16 protein-coding genes and 1 tRNA gene are annotated in these 15388 nt (G+C 40.7%); 1 reads left to right on the top strand and 16 read right to left on the bottom strand.

Features of this window, described 5'->3' with window-relative positions; translation table 11 throughout:
• Positions 1–23: 23 nt before the first annotated feature.
• From H7F25_RS02925 to queG, 9 genes are all read right to left on the bottom strand, one after another.
• Positions 24–383: a hypothetical protein gene (locus H7F25_RS02925; RefSeq protein ID WP_024425321.1), complete on the bottom strand. Its 360-nt coding sequence runs from the start codon at positions 381–383 to the stop codon at positions 24–26.
• Positions 384–396: 13 nt separating this feature from the next.
• Entirely contained in the window at positions 397–921 is a 525-nt protein-coding gene (locus H7F25_RS02920) for an NAD(P)H-dependent oxidoreductase (RefSeq protein ID WP_024425322.1), read from the bottom strand.
• 17 nt (positions 922–938) lie between these two features.
• Positions 939–2558 carry a DHA2 family efflux MFS transporter permease subunit gene (locus H7F25_RS02915; RefSeq protein WP_024425323.1) on the bottom strand — a complete coding sequence of 540 codons (1620 nt, stop codon included), beginning with the start codon at positions 2556–2558 and terminating at the stop codon, positions 939–941.
• Between the two features lie 39 nt (positions 2559–2597).
• Positions 2598–3230 (bottom strand): biotin/lipoyl-containing protein, encoded by a 633-nt coding sequence (locus H7F25_RS02910; RefSeq protein ID WP_024425324.1) that lies wholly within the window; start codon positions 3228–3230, stop codon positions 2598–2600.
• A 364-nt stretch (positions 3231–3594) separates the two neighbouring features.
• Positions 3595–4758, bottom strand: a complete 1164-nt coding sequence (yhbH, locus tag H7F25_RS02905; RefSeq protein ID WP_024426618.1) for a sporulation protein YhbH — start codon at positions 4756–4758, stop codon at positions 3595–3597.
• A 139-nt stretch (positions 4759–4897) separates the two neighbouring features.
• Complete coding sequence (locus H7F25_RS02900; RefSeq protein ID WP_185854199.1) at positions 4898–6793, bottom strand: PrkA family serine protein kinase; 1896 nt, start codon at positions 6791–6793, stop codon at positions 4898–4900.
• Between the two features lie 444 nt (positions 6794–7237).
• On the bottom strand, positions 7238–7711 hold the full coding sequence (gene trmL, locus H7F25_RS02895; protein ID WP_024425327.1) for a tRNA (uridine(34)/cytosine(34)/5-carboxymethylaminomethyluridine(34)-2'-O)-methyltransferase TrmL: 474 nt from the start codon (positions 7709–7711) through the stop codon (positions 7238–7240).
• A gap of 43 nt (positions 7712–7754) precedes the next feature.
• A complete protein-coding gene (locus H7F25_RS02890; protein WP_163115693.1) occupies positions 7755–8657 on the bottom strand; it encodes an amidase domain-containing protein in 903 nt (300 codons plus the stop codon).
• 61 nt (positions 8658–8718) lie between these two features.
• On the bottom strand, positions 8719–9867 hold the full coding sequence (gene queG / locus H7F25_RS02885) for a tRNA epoxyqueuosine(34) reductase QueG (RefSeq protein WP_024427417.1): 1149 nt from the start codon (positions 9865–9867) through the stop codon (positions 8719–8721).
• A gap of 83 nt (positions 9868–9950) precedes the next feature.
• Between queG and H7F25_RS02880 the strand changes: the two genes are divergently transcribed.
• Positions 9951–10547 carry a hypothetical protein gene (locus H7F25_RS02880; protein WP_025093299.1) on the top strand — a complete coding sequence of 199 codons (597 nt, stop codon included), beginning with the start codon at positions 9951–9953 and terminating at the stop codon, positions 10545–10547.
• 98 nt (positions 10548–10645) lie between these two features.
• On the opposite strand, the gene H7F25_RS02875 is transcribed toward H7F25_RS02880, so the two are convergent.
• The 7 genes from H7F25_RS02875 to H7F25_RS02845 all read right to left on the bottom strand — a co-directional run bounded on the left by H7F25_RS02875 (position 10646) and on the right by H7F25_RS02845 (position 15268).
• Positions 10646–10719: transfer RNA gene (locus H7F25_RS02875), tRNA-Gly, on the bottom strand.
• Between the two features lie 127 nt (positions 10720–10846).
• On the bottom strand, positions 10847–11503 hold the full coding sequence (locus tag H7F25_RS02870) for a hypothetical protein (RefSeq protein ID WP_185854198.1): 657 nt from the start codon (positions 11501–11503) through the stop codon (positions 10847–10849).
• Between the two features lie 79 nt (positions 11504–11582).
• The gene (locus tag H7F25_RS02865) at positions 11583–11864 is read right to left on the bottom strand and encodes a hypothetical protein (protein WP_024425332.1); all 282 of its coding nucleotides are present in this window, start codon (positions 11862–11864) and stop codon (positions 11583–11585) included.
• Complete coding sequence (locus tag H7F25_RS02860; RefSeq protein ID WP_044333672.1) at positions 11861–12766, bottom strand: PqqD family protein; 906 nt, start codon at positions 12764–12766, stop codon at positions 11861–11863. Before H7F25_RS02860 ends, H7F25_RS02865 begins: the two co-directional genes overlap by 4 nt.
• Entirely contained in the window at positions 12750–14216 is a 1467-nt protein-coding gene (locus H7F25_RS02855) for a hypothetical protein (protein ID WP_185854197.1), read from the bottom strand. Before H7F25_RS02855 ends, H7F25_RS02860 begins: the two co-directional genes overlap by 17 nt.
• Positions 14194–14940, bottom strand: coding sequence for an ABC transporter ATP-binding protein (locus tag H7F25_RS02850; protein ID WP_151040874.1), 747 nt, complete (start codon positions 14938–14940; stop codon positions 14194–14196). Before H7F25_RS02850 ends, H7F25_RS02855 begins: the two co-directional genes overlap by 23 nt.
• A gap of 115 nt (positions 14941–15055) precedes the next feature.
• On the bottom strand, positions 15056–15268 hold the full coding sequence (locus H7F25_RS02845; RefSeq protein ID WP_012009371.1) for a hypothetical protein: 213 nt from the start codon (positions 15266–15268) through the stop codon (positions 15056–15058).
• Positions 15269–15388 lie beyond the last annotated feature (120 nt).

Raw genomic sequence — 15388 nt, 5'->3', positions numbered from 1 at the left:
AACCTGATGAGAGGTTCTCTTTTTTATTTGTCCTTCTGCTTTAGCTTCTGCAAAGCAGAACGATACATATCATCATTCATTTTTGTCTCTGGTTCTTCTTCTTTGACAGGTGGTTCTGGCTGCTTAAACTTTTGAAGCGCCTGTCTATAGAAATCGTCGCCAGACGCAGCATCATCCGTTTGAGAAGGCTCTGACGCTTTTTTTTCAACTTCAGGCTCTACATGTCTCGCCACAGCTTCTGGCTCGCTATGCGGCACGTCAGGCTGATTGGAGACATCTTCTTTGATCTCTTCCTTATCGGCTGATGCGTGTCTGACATTGAACGCTACTAATCCAATAATGACTAGAACAGCAGCTACTAACGCTACAATAATCGTCGCCAAAAGAACCCTCTCCTTATCGCTTAAATGATGCAGTGACTGATGCTACACGTCTTCCTAGTGCTTTTCCAAGTTCAATGCCTTCAGTCGAAATCAATTCATCTGAATCGATCGGACATGTCACACCAGCTCCATAGTAAGAGCCGTATAAAGCATTCTCTGGAACATTTCCAGGAAGGCCGACAACAAGCATTCCTTGGTGGAACATTGGTGTGATCAAATTATGCATTGTCATTTCTAAACCGCCGTGTGTTGTAGCAGTTGTACAGAAAACAGCACCGACTTTATCGATTAGTTTTCCTTCTGCCCATAAGTAGCCGAGACGGTCAATCCATGTCTTTAACCCAGAACTAATGGTACCAAAGTGACCAGGGCAGCCCCAAATGATCGCATCCATTTGATCAAGCTTGCGAATATCCGCATCTTTCACGTGATCAATGAATACTTCAGCTTGCTCTGTTTCACCCGCGCCTGCTGCAATCGCTTCTGCAAGTGCTTTTGTATGGTCACCTTCACTATCGTATACAACATAAATTTTCATGTACGGTCCCTCCACACTTATCTTGCATCTTGGTTTGCTTCCTTAGGTGCTGGAAGCAGTGATATTTCTTGTTTCTTATGCTGCTGTTCTTTTCGCTTTTTATCCTTACGAACATCTCGCAGGAACAAGCTGAGAATGACACCAGCCGCACAGAATAATGTCACCCACATATAAGCGTCATTGATACCCATCACGTTTGAATCGATCTGTGCTTTCGTAAAGAGCTGGGTGGATACATATTTTTGAGCAGCTTCTGCTGTCATACCCATATGATGCATCACATTCGATACAGCCGCCTGGAATGAATTCATAAAGAACGGGTCCGCTGTATTTGTTTGATCCGCCATATTGGAATAATGGAATGTCGTCCGATTCGTATAAATCGTTGTGATCAAACTCGTACCGATGGAACCGCTAATTTGTCTTAATGTATTAGACATCGCTGTACCATGGCTGTTTAAGTGCTGCGGTAATTGGTTCATCCCTGCTGTCATAACTGGCATCATCAAGAGTGACATACCAAATGCACGTACTGCATACATGAGCACTATGTGACTATAGGAAGTATCAATGGTCAGCTTTGTAAACTCATATGTCGTGACAACGGTAATGAGCATCCCCACAATGGCAAGCGGACGAGGTCCAAATTTATCAAACAAGATTCCTGAAATCGGGGACATAATGAGCATCGCAAGTGCCCCTGGAAGCATTAATAGCCCAGATTGCAATGCCGTAAACCCAACGAGGTTTTGCAGATAAATCGGAAGTAAGAACATCCCCGTATATAAGGCAACCGTAATAATGACGTTAATGACACTTGATAATGAGAAAATGCTGTATTTAAATACGCGGAAATCAAGCATCGGATTATCAACTTTCAACTGTTGGAAAATAAAGAGAATGATCGCAATCGCACCAATAATTATCGTAGATAAGACGATCGGATCTGTCCAACCATCACTTCCTGCTTCACTCACTCCGTATAGAAGGGAAGCAAAACCGACGATTGAAAGAATTGCACCAAGACTGTCCAGCTTGATTTTTTTAGGCTCTACAATATTTTTAAACATAAAGAAAGCCGCGATAATGACAATCGCACCGATTGGCACAAGTCCATAAAACATAATACGCCAAGAATAATGTTCAATAATGTAACCAGATAATGTTGGTCCTACTGCAGGAGCAAACATCATCGCAAGACCGAAAATCCCCATTCCTTTCCCTCTGTTTTCCGGAGGGAAAATAAAAAGGATTGTTGTCATGACGAGCGGCTGTAAGATACCGCCGCCGACAGCCTGAATCAAACGGCCGATGAGCATCGTTGAAAAGTTTGGCGCAATGCCGCAAATAAATGTACCTAGTGTAAACGAGATCATAGCCACTAGGAATAAGCTGCGCTGCCCAAAACGTGTGATTAAAAACGCAGACAACGGAATCAGCACACCGTTGACAAGCATGTAGCCTGTTGTCAGCCACTGAATCGTCGTTGCACTCACATTAAATTCTGTCATTAAATGGGGCATGGCTACGTTCAAAAGCGTTTGGTTTAAAATCGCTACGAACAAACCGGCCATTAAAATGATCAGTAAAGACAAGGAGCCTGTTCCCTGTTTTGTCGCTGCAGGTTGATTTGCCATCTCAGACAACCTCCTTTCATTTTTTGATATCAATCATCATTAAGATGAAATTTTGACAGAAGCATTCATACCTGGAAGTACTTTGTCTGATGGGTTTTTAATTGAAATTTTCACTGCTACTTTTTGCGTTACTTTTGTATAGTTGCCGCTTGAATTAGTTGCTGGCAGCATATTGAATGTTGAGTTTGTCGCATAACCAATTTGTTCAACAGTTCCTTCAAATGTTGTATCAGGATCTCCATCTACAACGATGTCGACTTTGTCGCCTTTTTCAATGTTTTTAATATCTGTTTCTTTAATATTTGCTGTGATGTAAAGCTTGCTTAAATCAATTGTTTCACCAAGAACTGTACCAGGCTGCACTTGTTGATTGTTTTGTACTTCTTTTTTGACTAATGTGCCATCAGCCACTGCTTTAATGTTTGTTTTTGTTTGTCCTTCAACTTTTGCAACTGTGCTGTCTTTTTCTACTTCGTCACCTTCGTTGATATCCCAGCCTTTGATTTGTCCAGCTGCTGGTGCTGTAATTTGGTACATGTCACCTGTCACTTTTGCCTCGTCTGTTTTAACAAAGTTTGTGCTTTCGTAGTAGTAATAAGCACCTCCGGCAATAATGGCAAGAATCACAATAAGGCCAATAATGTTCGTTAGCAATAAACGCCCTCTGTTCATGTTTTGTTTCTCCTTTCATGTATAAAAATATAGTGTCATCTGCTTTAGCAAACTTAGAATGCCCATCATCTGACAGAATATGAAACAAGCTCAACAATCTGTCCTTTTCCCTTCATCTACTCCCGCCCCTATCATGGTGTGCAGCCCATTTATACTTATTGTTCACTTATGAGCAAAGAGCAGAAAAAGAAGAAAAGACGATCGGCATCTTTTTTGAAAAACTTATATTTAACAAGATTAAATATTAATAAATGAAAATTGAAATGTCAAAGAGAAAGTTTTACTTTTTTTTTGGCGATCCTTTCCTTCTCCACACAAAAAACCTTTCAGCCCTTATGCTGAAAGGTTTTTTCAAATGTGCTCGTTATGAAAGAACTTCTTCCTGCTGAAAAAATTTTTTTAGTGCGAGAAAAACGTCTGATTTTTGCTTCAAAATATAATGCTTAAATTTCTCATCCTGAATGTGCTTATATGCTGACATTAACGTAGAATGCCGGTTGTATTGATTGACTTCACCATAGCAGAATAAATTGGCTTTTTTCATGATTTCAGAAACAAGTTTCACACACCGAGCGTTGTCTGAGGTCAAATTGTCACCATCAGAAAAATGAAAAGGATAAATATTATATCGCGACGGCGGGTATCGTTCGTCTATGAGCTCTAGTGCCTTTCGATAGACAGACGAGCAAATGGTCCCCCCGCTCTCACCCCGTGAGAAGAAATGTTCTTCGTCTACCACCTTTGCCTCTGTATGGTGGGCAATAAATTCAATATCGACCGTCTCATACTTTGTCCGTAAGAAACGTGTCATCCAAAAGAAAAAACTTCTCGCCATATATTTTTCCCAAAGCCCCATACTTCCGCTCGTATCCATCATCGCCAAAACGACGGCTTTCGACTCTGGTTTGGTCACTTCATTCCACGTTTTATACTTGATATCCTCTGGGTAGATTGGATAAAAGGAGGGACTGCCTGTCATCGCATTTCGTTTAAATGCCGACAGCATCGTTCGTTTTTTGTGGATATTTCCTGTTAACCCGGTTTTGCGAATATCGTTAAACTCAATTTGTTCAACAATGATGTCGTCAAGCTCCTTTTGCTTGAGGTTTGGCAGCTCCAGTTCACGAAACAGTGCTTCCTCGAGATCCATTAATGAGACTTCTGCTTCGTAATAATCCTCACCAGCTTGATCTCCAGCACCCTGCCCCTTTCCTTGACCCTGCTTGCTGTCTGAGCCGTCACGCGCAACAACATCGCCAACCTCGCTGTCTCCATCGCCTTGACCCACATGTTTATTTTTGTCGTAGTTATACCGAATTTTATATTCATCTAATGAACGGATCGGAATTTTCACAACATCTTTTCCATTCGACATGATGATGCTTTCTTCTGTGACAAGATCCGGCAAATTATTTTTAATCGCCTCTTTGACTTTTTTCTGATGACGCTGCTGGTCGTCATAGCCTTTTCGATGGAGGGACCAGTCTTCCTGAGACACAATAAACTGACTTTTTTCTTGCCGGGACATCCATCCCCCTCCTCACCTATTTGCACAATTCTTCTAACCATCGATTCCTTTATCCTATGCTGCTCGTCATCCAAGTTGACGATCATTTCTAAAAAAGACATTACCGGTGCTGATGCGCCAATAATGCCTCCTTCATATATTAACGATTCAGAAGACTGCCTACATATTTTAAAAGTTCATTTGCACTTGTTGAATTATAGCCATGCTCATCAATTAATCTAGCCACTACTTCATTGACCTTCTTCAGCTGCTGTTCATCCGGTGTCTTCGTCGATGTCGTGATTTTCACCACATCTTTTAGATCAGCAAACAGCTTCTTCTGAATGGCCTCCCGCAATCTCTCATGCGAATTATAATCAAAGCGTTTTCCCTTTCTCGCATAAGCCGAAATACGAATCAAAATTTCTTCTCTAAATGCTTTTTTGGCGTTTTCAGAAATACCGATCTGCTCTTCAATTGAACGCATGAGCTTTTCATCAGGATTCATTTCTTCACCGGTTAACGGATCACGCAGCTTGTTTTTATTGCAGTATGCCTCGACATTATCTAAGTAATTATCCATCAGCGTTTTCGCAGACTCCTCATAGGAATACACAAATGCCTTTTGCACTTCCTTCTTCGCAATATCATCATACTCTTTTCGCGCGACTGAAATGAAATTCAAATAACGCTCCCGGTCCTCGCTGGAGATAGACGGATGCTGATCAAGCCCTTCTTTTAAGGAGCGAAGAACATCCAGTGCATTGATCGATTCCATATTCTTTCGAATAATGGTAGATGAAATTCGGTTAATCACATACCGCGGATCAATTCCGCTCATCCCTTCGTCATGAAATTCCTTTTTCATCTCATCAATGTCGACTGATTGGAAGCCTTCGACACTTTCTCCGTCATACAGACGCATTTTTTTCACCAAATCAATATCAGAACGCTTCGGCTCTTTCAATCTTGTCAAAATGGAGAACATCGCAGCTACCTTCAGCGTATGCGGGGCAATATGCACATCTGAGACATCACTTTCTGAAATCATTTTATGATAAATGCGTTCTTCTTCTGTGACCTTTAAGTTATAAGGAATTGGCATCACAATAATTCTTGAATGCAAAGCCTCGTTCTTTTTATTTGAAATAAACGACCGGTACTCGGTTTCATTTGTATGGGCGACAATCAATTCATCTGCACTAATCAAGGCGAATCTTCCTGCCTTAAAATTCCCTTCCTGCGTTAATGACAGCAGGTGCCAGAGAAATTTCTCATCACACTTTAACATCTCCTGAAACTCCATCATCCCTCGATTTGCTTTATTGAGTTCTCCATCAAAGCGGTAGGCGCGGGGATCTGACTCTGATCCAAATTCAGCAATGGTTGAAAAATCGATGCTGCCTGTTAAATCGGCAATGTCCTGAGATTTCGGATCAGACGGACTAAAGGTACCAATGCCGGTCCGTTTATCTTCAGAAAAAAAGATCCGCTCGACCTTTACATCCTCAATTCTGCCGCCATATTCCTCTTCCAGTCTCATCATGTTCAGAGGCGACAAATTCCCCTGCACACGAATCCCATATTCTCTATAGAAATCCTCCCGCAGATTTTGCGGAATGAGATGAAGCGGATCTTCATGCATAGGGCAGCCTTTGATCGCATAAACTGCGCCATGATCTGTTAATGAATATTCTTCAAGTCCTCTTTTCAATCTAGTGACAAGCGTCGATTTCCCCCCGCTTACTGGTCCCATCAGTAATAAAATACGCTTCCTGACGTCTAGCCGCTTTGCAGCAGGGTGAAAATATTCCTCTACTAATCTTTCGAGTGATTCCTCTAACCCAAACAGCTCCTGATCAAAAAATTTGTAGGTTCTGACCCCATTCTCCTCTTCAATCCCGCTGTCTTTAATCATATGATAAACGCGAGAATGAGCAGATTGAGCGACAAGTGGATTTTCCTTAATAATGTCTAAATAATCGCTGAATGTGCCTTCCCATTTGAGACGCTGCTCTTCTTCTCTGTGCTGTTCGATTTTCTTTAAAATATCCATATGAACCTCCTCTTTCAAGATTGAAGCTAGAAATCAGATACTGTTTTACAATCTATGCGGAGGCGTCCTATTACATGCTTTCGTTCTTCAAAATGACGAATTGGCAAACTGAATTGACAACCATCCGCAAGACCCTTCATAATAAAGGAAAAATAGGAGAAAAATGATTTTCTTCTCCTGCTTTTCAAGGTGAACTTCACATCATATGAAACAGGCAGCGAACGGAACAAAGGGATAAGGGGGAGCTTATATGAGAACGGTCATTATGATGGGCGTCATCATTACGTTTTTAGTATCCATTTTCACTGCTGGCTACGAAGGCAAGCCTGGTAAATGAAAAAAAGGATGTTCCATTTGCGGAACATCCTTTTCATTTTCAACATGTCAAAAAAAGTGATTTCACATAAAAAAGCCGAGTTCAGTATCTCGGCTTTTATCATGATCTTATGTGAGATCGCGATATTGCTGCTGGCGAAGTGCCTCATATACAAGAATGGCTGCCGTATTCGACAGATTCAGAGAACGAACATGCTCTGTCATCGGTAAACGAAGACAACGGTCCATATTTTGTTCAATCAAATCTTTCGGCAATCCACTTGTCTCTCTTCCAAACACAAAGAAATAGTCTTCATCCAGCTGAGAGTAATCAAATGTTGTGTGCGGCTTTTGGCCAAATTTAGTGATATAGAAAAATTGCCCCTTCGGATGTGCCTCAAACAATTCATCAAGTGAATCATGATAGACCACATTGGCATATTTCCAATAATCGAGTCCTGCACGCTTCAGCATTTTGTCATCTGTCGAAAAACCAAGCGGACGAATCAGATGAAGGGTTGTATTTGTTGCTGCACATGTACGCGCAATATTTCCAGTATTAGCTGGAATCTCTGGTTGATATAAAACGACATGAAGTCCCAAAAAAGTTCACCTCTAATTTTCTTTTCCGCTCAACATTATACCACTAACTATCCTTCGCGGCATCGTCCAAAATGTGAAAAAACATATATCGAATAGCAGGTGTATAGGCAGTCGAATCCTCATATGACCAATAACGCATGCGGCAGTCATACGTCTGTGCATTCACAAGAGGCATTCCGCCTTTGTCATGATCAACGACAATGGTTGTATGATTATACCTTCCATCACCTTCAAAATCGTAGCAAATGACATCACCAATTTGAAGCTCGTGCGCTTCTTTGAGTTTCTTTGCTCTCAAACCCGCTTTTGAATTCGCTAAATAATTTTTCATCGAATGAGCCACCGTCCAGCTATAGCTCCACGTATGCGGACGCACCCACCAGCCAGACCCGCGGTTCGGATACCCTCTCGTTGGCGCATTCCCTGCTTTCAAACATTGTGAAATAAAATTTGTACAGTTATCTTCAAAGTTTTTATAGGCTGGATTCCGTTTATTCCAATATGTCTCCGCATACTTCACGGCAGCCCGCCGGTCATAATGAAAGGCTCTCCCAAATTGATCTTCGGTCTGAAAGCGCTCATCCATATGCTCTTCGCTTTGCCGCTCTTCTAACATCATCCGATCTTTGACAAGCATGTTGTTATAAAGAAATGCTTCTCTTTTTTCCACCTGTTCCTCTAAATAAAAAGAATCGTCTACATCCTTGCATACATATGTGAGATGAGCAAGGTACTGCACATGCTGAGCCCCATCATCTTGAATGGCTGAATCGAGAAGTTTTGTTTTTGCTTTTGCCTTCACAATCTCAACCTGTCTTCTAGCAAAAAGCTCTTTTTTCCGCTCTACTGCTTCCACATCAGACATAAGCTGCGGCTGTTTGATTGCACGGTCATTGATTAAATACGCCAGCCTGTCTTCTAAAGTTTTCTCTAATAATTGTTTCACACAGACACCACCAAACATTTTTTAAAATCTTTGTTTGGTTCATTCTATGTTCACAGGGATGTTATTTAGTATTTAAAGGTGTCTGTAAAAGCTCAATCCCTTTCACAATCTCCTCTTTCGCTTCTTCATCACTTTCCCGCTCAAGGGCCTTTTCCAGCTCTGGGAGCTGCTGATCATCGCCAATTTTGCCAATTGCCCATGCAGCCGTTCCCCGAATGACCGGTCTTGGGTCCTTGTGCATCAGCTCAATTAATACTGGTAAGGCAGATGTATCTTTAAAATGAGCGAGTGCCAAAATTGCATTCCGCTGAATGGGCTTTTTCCCCCGCCATGAACCTGAAACATGACCGTATTTTTCCTTAAACTCACGATTGCTGATCGTCAGAAGCGGCTTTAACAGCGGCTTCGCAATTTCAGGGTCCGGCTCCATTTCAGGATGCAGATGAAAGTCTTTTCCTTTATTGATCGGGCAGACAGTTTGACATGTATCACACCCGTACAATCGATTCCCTATTTTCGAACGAAACTCATCAGGTAAAAAGCCTTTTGTCTGCGTTAAAAATGAAATACACCGCTGAGAATTCAGCTGTCCTGGATTCACCAGCGCACCCGTTGGACACGAATCCACACATTTATTGCAAGTTCCGCACTGGTCTTCAATTTTCTCATCCGGTTCAAATGGGACATTTGTGATCATTTCAGCCAAATACACATAAGATCCAAACTCTGGCGTGATAATCATACAGTTTTTTGCACTAAAACCAATGCCAGCACGTTCCGCTACAGCACGATCAGACAATTCTCCTGTATCCACCATTGATTTTGTCCGTATATCAACATGTTTGCTTCGCAAAAATTCTTCGAGCATATCAAGCTTTTTTTTCAGCACAACATGATAATCCGTTCCCCATGAAGCCCGGCAAAAAATCCCCCTTCTCGCATCCTTTGTACTTCGAGGAGCATCTTTCATTTTGGAAGGATACGCGAGCGCTATCGCAACAATTGATTTGGCCTTCGGAAGCAGCAAAGAAGGGTTTGTCCTTTTTTCAATATCAGGCTCTTCAAAGCCTGACAAATACCCTAACGATTCATGTAAGATGAGGCGGTCCTTTAATGAATCAAATGTGTCGGCACTTGCAAATCGAATTTTATCGACACCAATTTCTTTCGCATATTGAATCAATTCTTCTTTTAATTCTCCAACATGAATCACCTTGCAAACCTCCTTTCTTTGTTTCTTCTGTTGTTTTCAGTATAATACGAGTGTATCATGACCGATTGGAGTGAGTCACTGTGAAGATACATATGGAAATTTCTCATCCTCAAAACCCGTCTATCCATGTTGGACAGATTGAATATTCGCATATTGAAGTGGGTACATCACCTCAAATGTTAAAAGGCCGATTACGCCTGTTTCAAGAATCTTTATTTTTTGAATACGAAGATAAAGTTTTAGAAGAAGTATCAGCCATCAAAGAATGGACGGATATTTTAAAAGACGTTCCTTTCCTTCCACTTCTTTCTAACATCCAAAAGGAACAATTTATTGACTCGACCAATTCCGTACAGGATTTGTCGATATTTTTCTCACTAAAATATTTCTTACCTATCCTGACTTTAGATGCCGATCGCATCAAAGGACCGCTTTCACTGGCAAAACATGAGGCTGGTCACATCGAATGGCAGGACAGCGCAGGACTGAATGGATTATTTTCTCAAGCAAGTAAAGCACAAATTTCTCAAGACACAAAGAACATTCTTCAAATCATCCTTTTCCCGCCATCTATTTCCCGGGAAAAGAGTGAAGCTCTTATTCAATCCTTGACGAAGATGTTTGTACAAATACATGGCGGAGAAAGCAAATATGAACTCATTGAAAAAGCACTGTAGCCTGACAGTGCTTTTTCACATTATACTGACATAATAAAAAACGCAACACTTCGTTTATCTAAGAAACGAAATACTGCGTTATAAACAAAATTATGTATTGGAGCGGGTGATGAGAATCGAACTCACGACATCAGCTTGGAAGGCTGAGGTTTTACCACTAAACTACACCCGCATCAATCTTTTAAAAGCAACGTCATCGCGTTGACTTTTATTATGTTACAACTTTCTTAACAATTCGTCAAGAGAATATGAAGATTTTTCGTCAAAAAACTTCATATTCTCCGTATATATTACGATAGTTATTTATCTAGCTGGATATAAAATAAGTATGCATGTGACTTATTTTTCAGCGCTTGCTTTGGATTCTTCTGAATTTCCTCAAGCATTGGTGAATTTCCATCCTTCCCCATTGCCGCTGTATACGCAATCAGTGCCTTTCCTCCAGAAGCAACTTTGACAGTTTCAGATTGTGCAGAAAATACATAGTCACTTACTTTGAACGGAAAGCTTGATGTCGCTTTCGTCATTCCATCATTCTTTTTATTTGACCAAATACTAAATTGTGATTCATATGTATCTTTCTCATGATGTAATTGAAGAAGTACATTCACCGTTTGGTCAGTTCCATCCTGGTGTAAAGTAAAGGTAGCAGATGATGCTTCCTTATCCACTAATCGTCCATTTTTGTAATGACTCCCGATAAACGTAATACTCTTATTCTTCTTCGTTAATCCTTTCAGTGTCAGAGCCACCTTTTCATTAGTCGTTGCTGCTTCTAGTAAGTTTTTTTCTTTTTTTGAGAGTTTCATTTGTTCGATGGTTACTTGGTTTTTAGTGGCAGACTCTGTTTTTATTGTCGAAACCGTCTTTTCGGTTGTCGTGGTTTCTTCGGCTTTCTCGCCGCATCCTGCTAATAGAAAAACTGTGAATAAAAGAATGCTCCATTTTTTAACCATTGTGATCCCCTTTGATGTTTTTTATTTCTTATTATACTAAAATTTGGTCTTAACACAAAAAAAGGTTAGGAGAATTCTCCTAACCTTTTGCTTTTTTCTGTTTCATGGCTGATAGGAATGCCACAATGAGAAAACTCACAGCAAAAATCACCATCATATAAATAAAAAAGTTTGGCTTGATCTGAAAAGTAAATGCGGAAGAGCCTTCCATCTCAAAAGCGAGACTGTTAAATAATAAAGCATCATTCGTTTTTGATTGAAATAAATGATAGAACAGTACACCGATTGTCAGCATCGGAAAGCCTAAGAATCCTAGAAAACTACCAACTATCGCGCCTTGTTTCATCGCCTGAACGTTCATGATCGTTGTCCTCCCATTCCCCCAAGCAATAGCTGCTTCATAATGGACTTACCATCCCCCATAAACGGAAGAAGATAGAGTAATTGAATAAAATACGTGATTGAAAAGATGAAAAAAGCTGTCGAAACCGGGTTTTCTTTTAGAAATAAAATGGTGACAATGATGCCTGCTGCGCCAATCACACCGGGAACAAGCGGTCCAAGCAGCGTAATCCATACCTGCTTTTTCTGAAATGGATCTAATACGGGCCTTACAAACTTCACTGACATCATGTCACTCGCAAAAAAGCCTTGAGGACCATCCCGTCCTGCAAATTTTCGATGCGCATAGCCATGTGCCGCCTCATGTAAGGCGGTTCCGGTAATTAACCCGAAATAAATAATCGTAAAATAAATCGCAATGGCTGCAATCGACGGATCAGGAATGAATAAAAAAGCGATCCCTGCCATGACCATGAAAAGCATCCAGAAAAAGATGATTTTTCGCGTCACCATGAGCAAAGCCGTCCCAAAAATGTGAAGGAACGAGTGACCAGTACAATCAAATCGTTCCTTCATTTTGACTTGATACTGCTTGAAAAATTGACAGCAGGCTGTCACAATCCGATATGGTGAATGATAATGAATAGACAGCAAGTGATGCTGATTCAATCCCGTCATCAGCTGATAAAAATCACGAGCAATCACCGACTCATCGACCTGAAACAAATCGGCGAGCTCTGCGGTAATACTCGCTTCTGTTCTTTTACCGTCCACTTTCGTTAACATATGATAGGCACTTTCATTGATCGGGAGGGTGCTTCCATACTGCGTATCCGTGAGATGCCTCTTTTGTAAGGTCACATACGGCGCTAGTGCCGGTACCCGCTCAATCTTTAGCTTATTGTTAAGAAGTTGAATCATGTGAATACCTCCATGAAAAACCTTTGTATATGGCAAAGATGAGCAGACCCTCAAATGCAGCCACAAGCAGCCATTGAAGCGTTTGACTCGACGCCCCTATGACATAGTTTCCAATAAAAACAATCGGAATCATGAGTAAAATAAGCGCTCCAAATGAAAAAATGCCTGTATAGGGATTGTTTCGATCAAGAGGAAGTAAAATACCTACCATATAAAAGAGCGCAGTCGCATTGCATAACACAGCGGCACCAATCAATGCGTGCCAAATCTGATCAGGAAGCGTCAGCGTTGTCAGCATGAATAAAACAATTTGCAGTACACCTACGAGCAGAAGGCCGATAAACTTATACAAAGCCACTTCCCACGATCTCAGACCAAATGTTTTATACATGCCCAGCATTCGTTTATCATTGCCAAACGAATTGAAGGCTGTTAATCCAGCAAGAGCGCAAAGAACAAAAAACGCTTCTTCTTCAAATCGGAATCCAAACTGATAACGAACGAATAAGATCACAATAAGGAGAATAAGAAAATTTAAAATATTTTCTTCATTTCGCACCTGTGATTTCATTTCCTTCACAATAAGTGACCACTTTTTTGAAGAAGAGAATGGCAGCTTGTGTAAAAAGGTTAACGCTTTTTTCTCTGCCATAATCGGCATCATCGCCAGAGAAACAAATGCGCCGCCTGCCGATAAGAGGATGATCAGAATCAAGATGGCATAATTCACCTCTTCAGGAGGCATTCCTTGTGCCGCTAGGAAAAACGGTGCTGTCAAATACATCAAATGATAATCAAACTGAATATATGATTGCTGAATTTGGCTAATATCAAAGTGCGTCAATCCATACGCGACAACCAGTGCCAATAAAACAAATATCGCTGCAAATTTTTGCAACGGTAATCTTAATTTCAAAACGAGCAAATAAGTGATATTGTAAATAAACTGCAGCAACATTAAGACAAAAAGCGACTGCAAAAGCACCATCAAAAAGAAAGTGAAGATAAAGAAAATACCTATTCCCTGGGCAATAAAATTAGGTAAAAGCAGGATGCCGATAAAAAATAAAACAAGCCCTGCCACCACTGTTACCATCGGAATGAAGTATCCAAAACTTTTCTGAAAGGTAGAGAGCGGGAACCAGCTGAGCTGCATAGAAAACCGGTCTTGTTCAGGTGTTCTGACCTTGATCAAAACGAATAACAAGCTTGTAAAAATAGAAGCATTGATCGCCATTGACACGACAAGTAATCCAAGTGAACGTTCATCTCCATTTAAGAAAGCCTTCATAAAGACACCTGTAAAGCTGTATCCAATAATGGCTCCCATTGTGACGGCAAACAAAAAGAATAAGACCACAATGATCCGCTTCGTTTGAGTATCAAAGAGCTTATACATCTCCTGCTGCCACATTTTAAGCATCATTTTAGAAATGATTAATGATTTCATCAAAATGTGCACCCCTATCACTTAACATTGAAGCTTTCAGAAACACCTGTTCCAGTGTGCTTGATTGATACTTCTCCTTTAAGGCTGAGACCGTCCCTTCATCCATTTTATTTCCTTTAGAAATAATGGCGATTTTATGGCACAGCTCTTCCGCTGAAAGCATATCATGCGTTGAAAGCAAGATCGCACCATGGTGCTCGGCATACCGCTTCATCAGTTTCTTTGTGTTTATAACCGCTTCAATATCAAGTCCTCTAAAGGGCTCATCCATGATCACCAATTGACTATTAAGCATAAATGCAGCAATCAGCTGTGTCTTTTTTTTCATTCCATGTGAATAGGTTTCGATCGGTCTTGATAAAGCCGAGTCCATATCAAACAGTTCAATTAGTTGATTTCTTCTGTGAATTGTTTTACATTCATACATAGAAGAAACAAAATCTAAATATTCAGCACCAGTCAATGCTTCAGGGAGCAGCAGGTCATCTGGAACATAGGCTACTTGTTTTTTAAAGGATGGTTCATCATTTGGGACGTCCTGCAAGTGAATCCTTCCTTCTGTATGCTTAATAATGCCGAGTATACAGTTAATCATTGTTGTTTTACCCGAACCATTCGGTCCAGCAACAGCAACGATTTGATGAGGGTCGATCTTTAAATGAAAATCATTGACAGCAGTCACGTTATTTTTATACGTCTTGGTTAAATTCTCGATCGTAAACATATAACCTCCAAGTGTCTGCATATTCTTTAAAAACAGATCAGGCTAAACCGCCCGCCACAGACGGTTTAGCCCTGGTGTCTTATCTAAGAAGTAAAAAGATGAATCCTAAGTATAGCTACTTACATTCAATTTGGACTTTTAAGCCACTTTCCCACTGAACGGCTCCTGTAAAGCTACCCTTGCCGTTTGCGATACACCAAACTGCTGCTCCTAGAACAACTGTTGCTCCCAATCCAAGAAGGACAGCAACAAATACTAAGAACCAAGCTTGGTCCATAATAGCAGGTTCCATAGTGGAATAGTCAACTTGCGGCGCTGCATAAGTCATACTTTTCACCTCCCAGCTTATGATGATCGTATCATAGGCGTCACACTCCAAACATCTACAGAACATCCCATTTTTGACCGAACATACATTTGATTAAAATGTGACTTTTTATTCAATTAT

Source organism: Bacillus sp. PAMC28571 (assembly GCF_014250435.1).
Taxonomy (GTDB): domain Bacteria; phylum Bacillota; class Bacilli; order Bacillales; family Bacillaceae; genus Bacillus; species Bacillus safensis.
The sequence above is the reverse complement of the archived record's forward strand: the minus strand, read 5'-3'. Positions and strand labels throughout refer to the sequence as shown.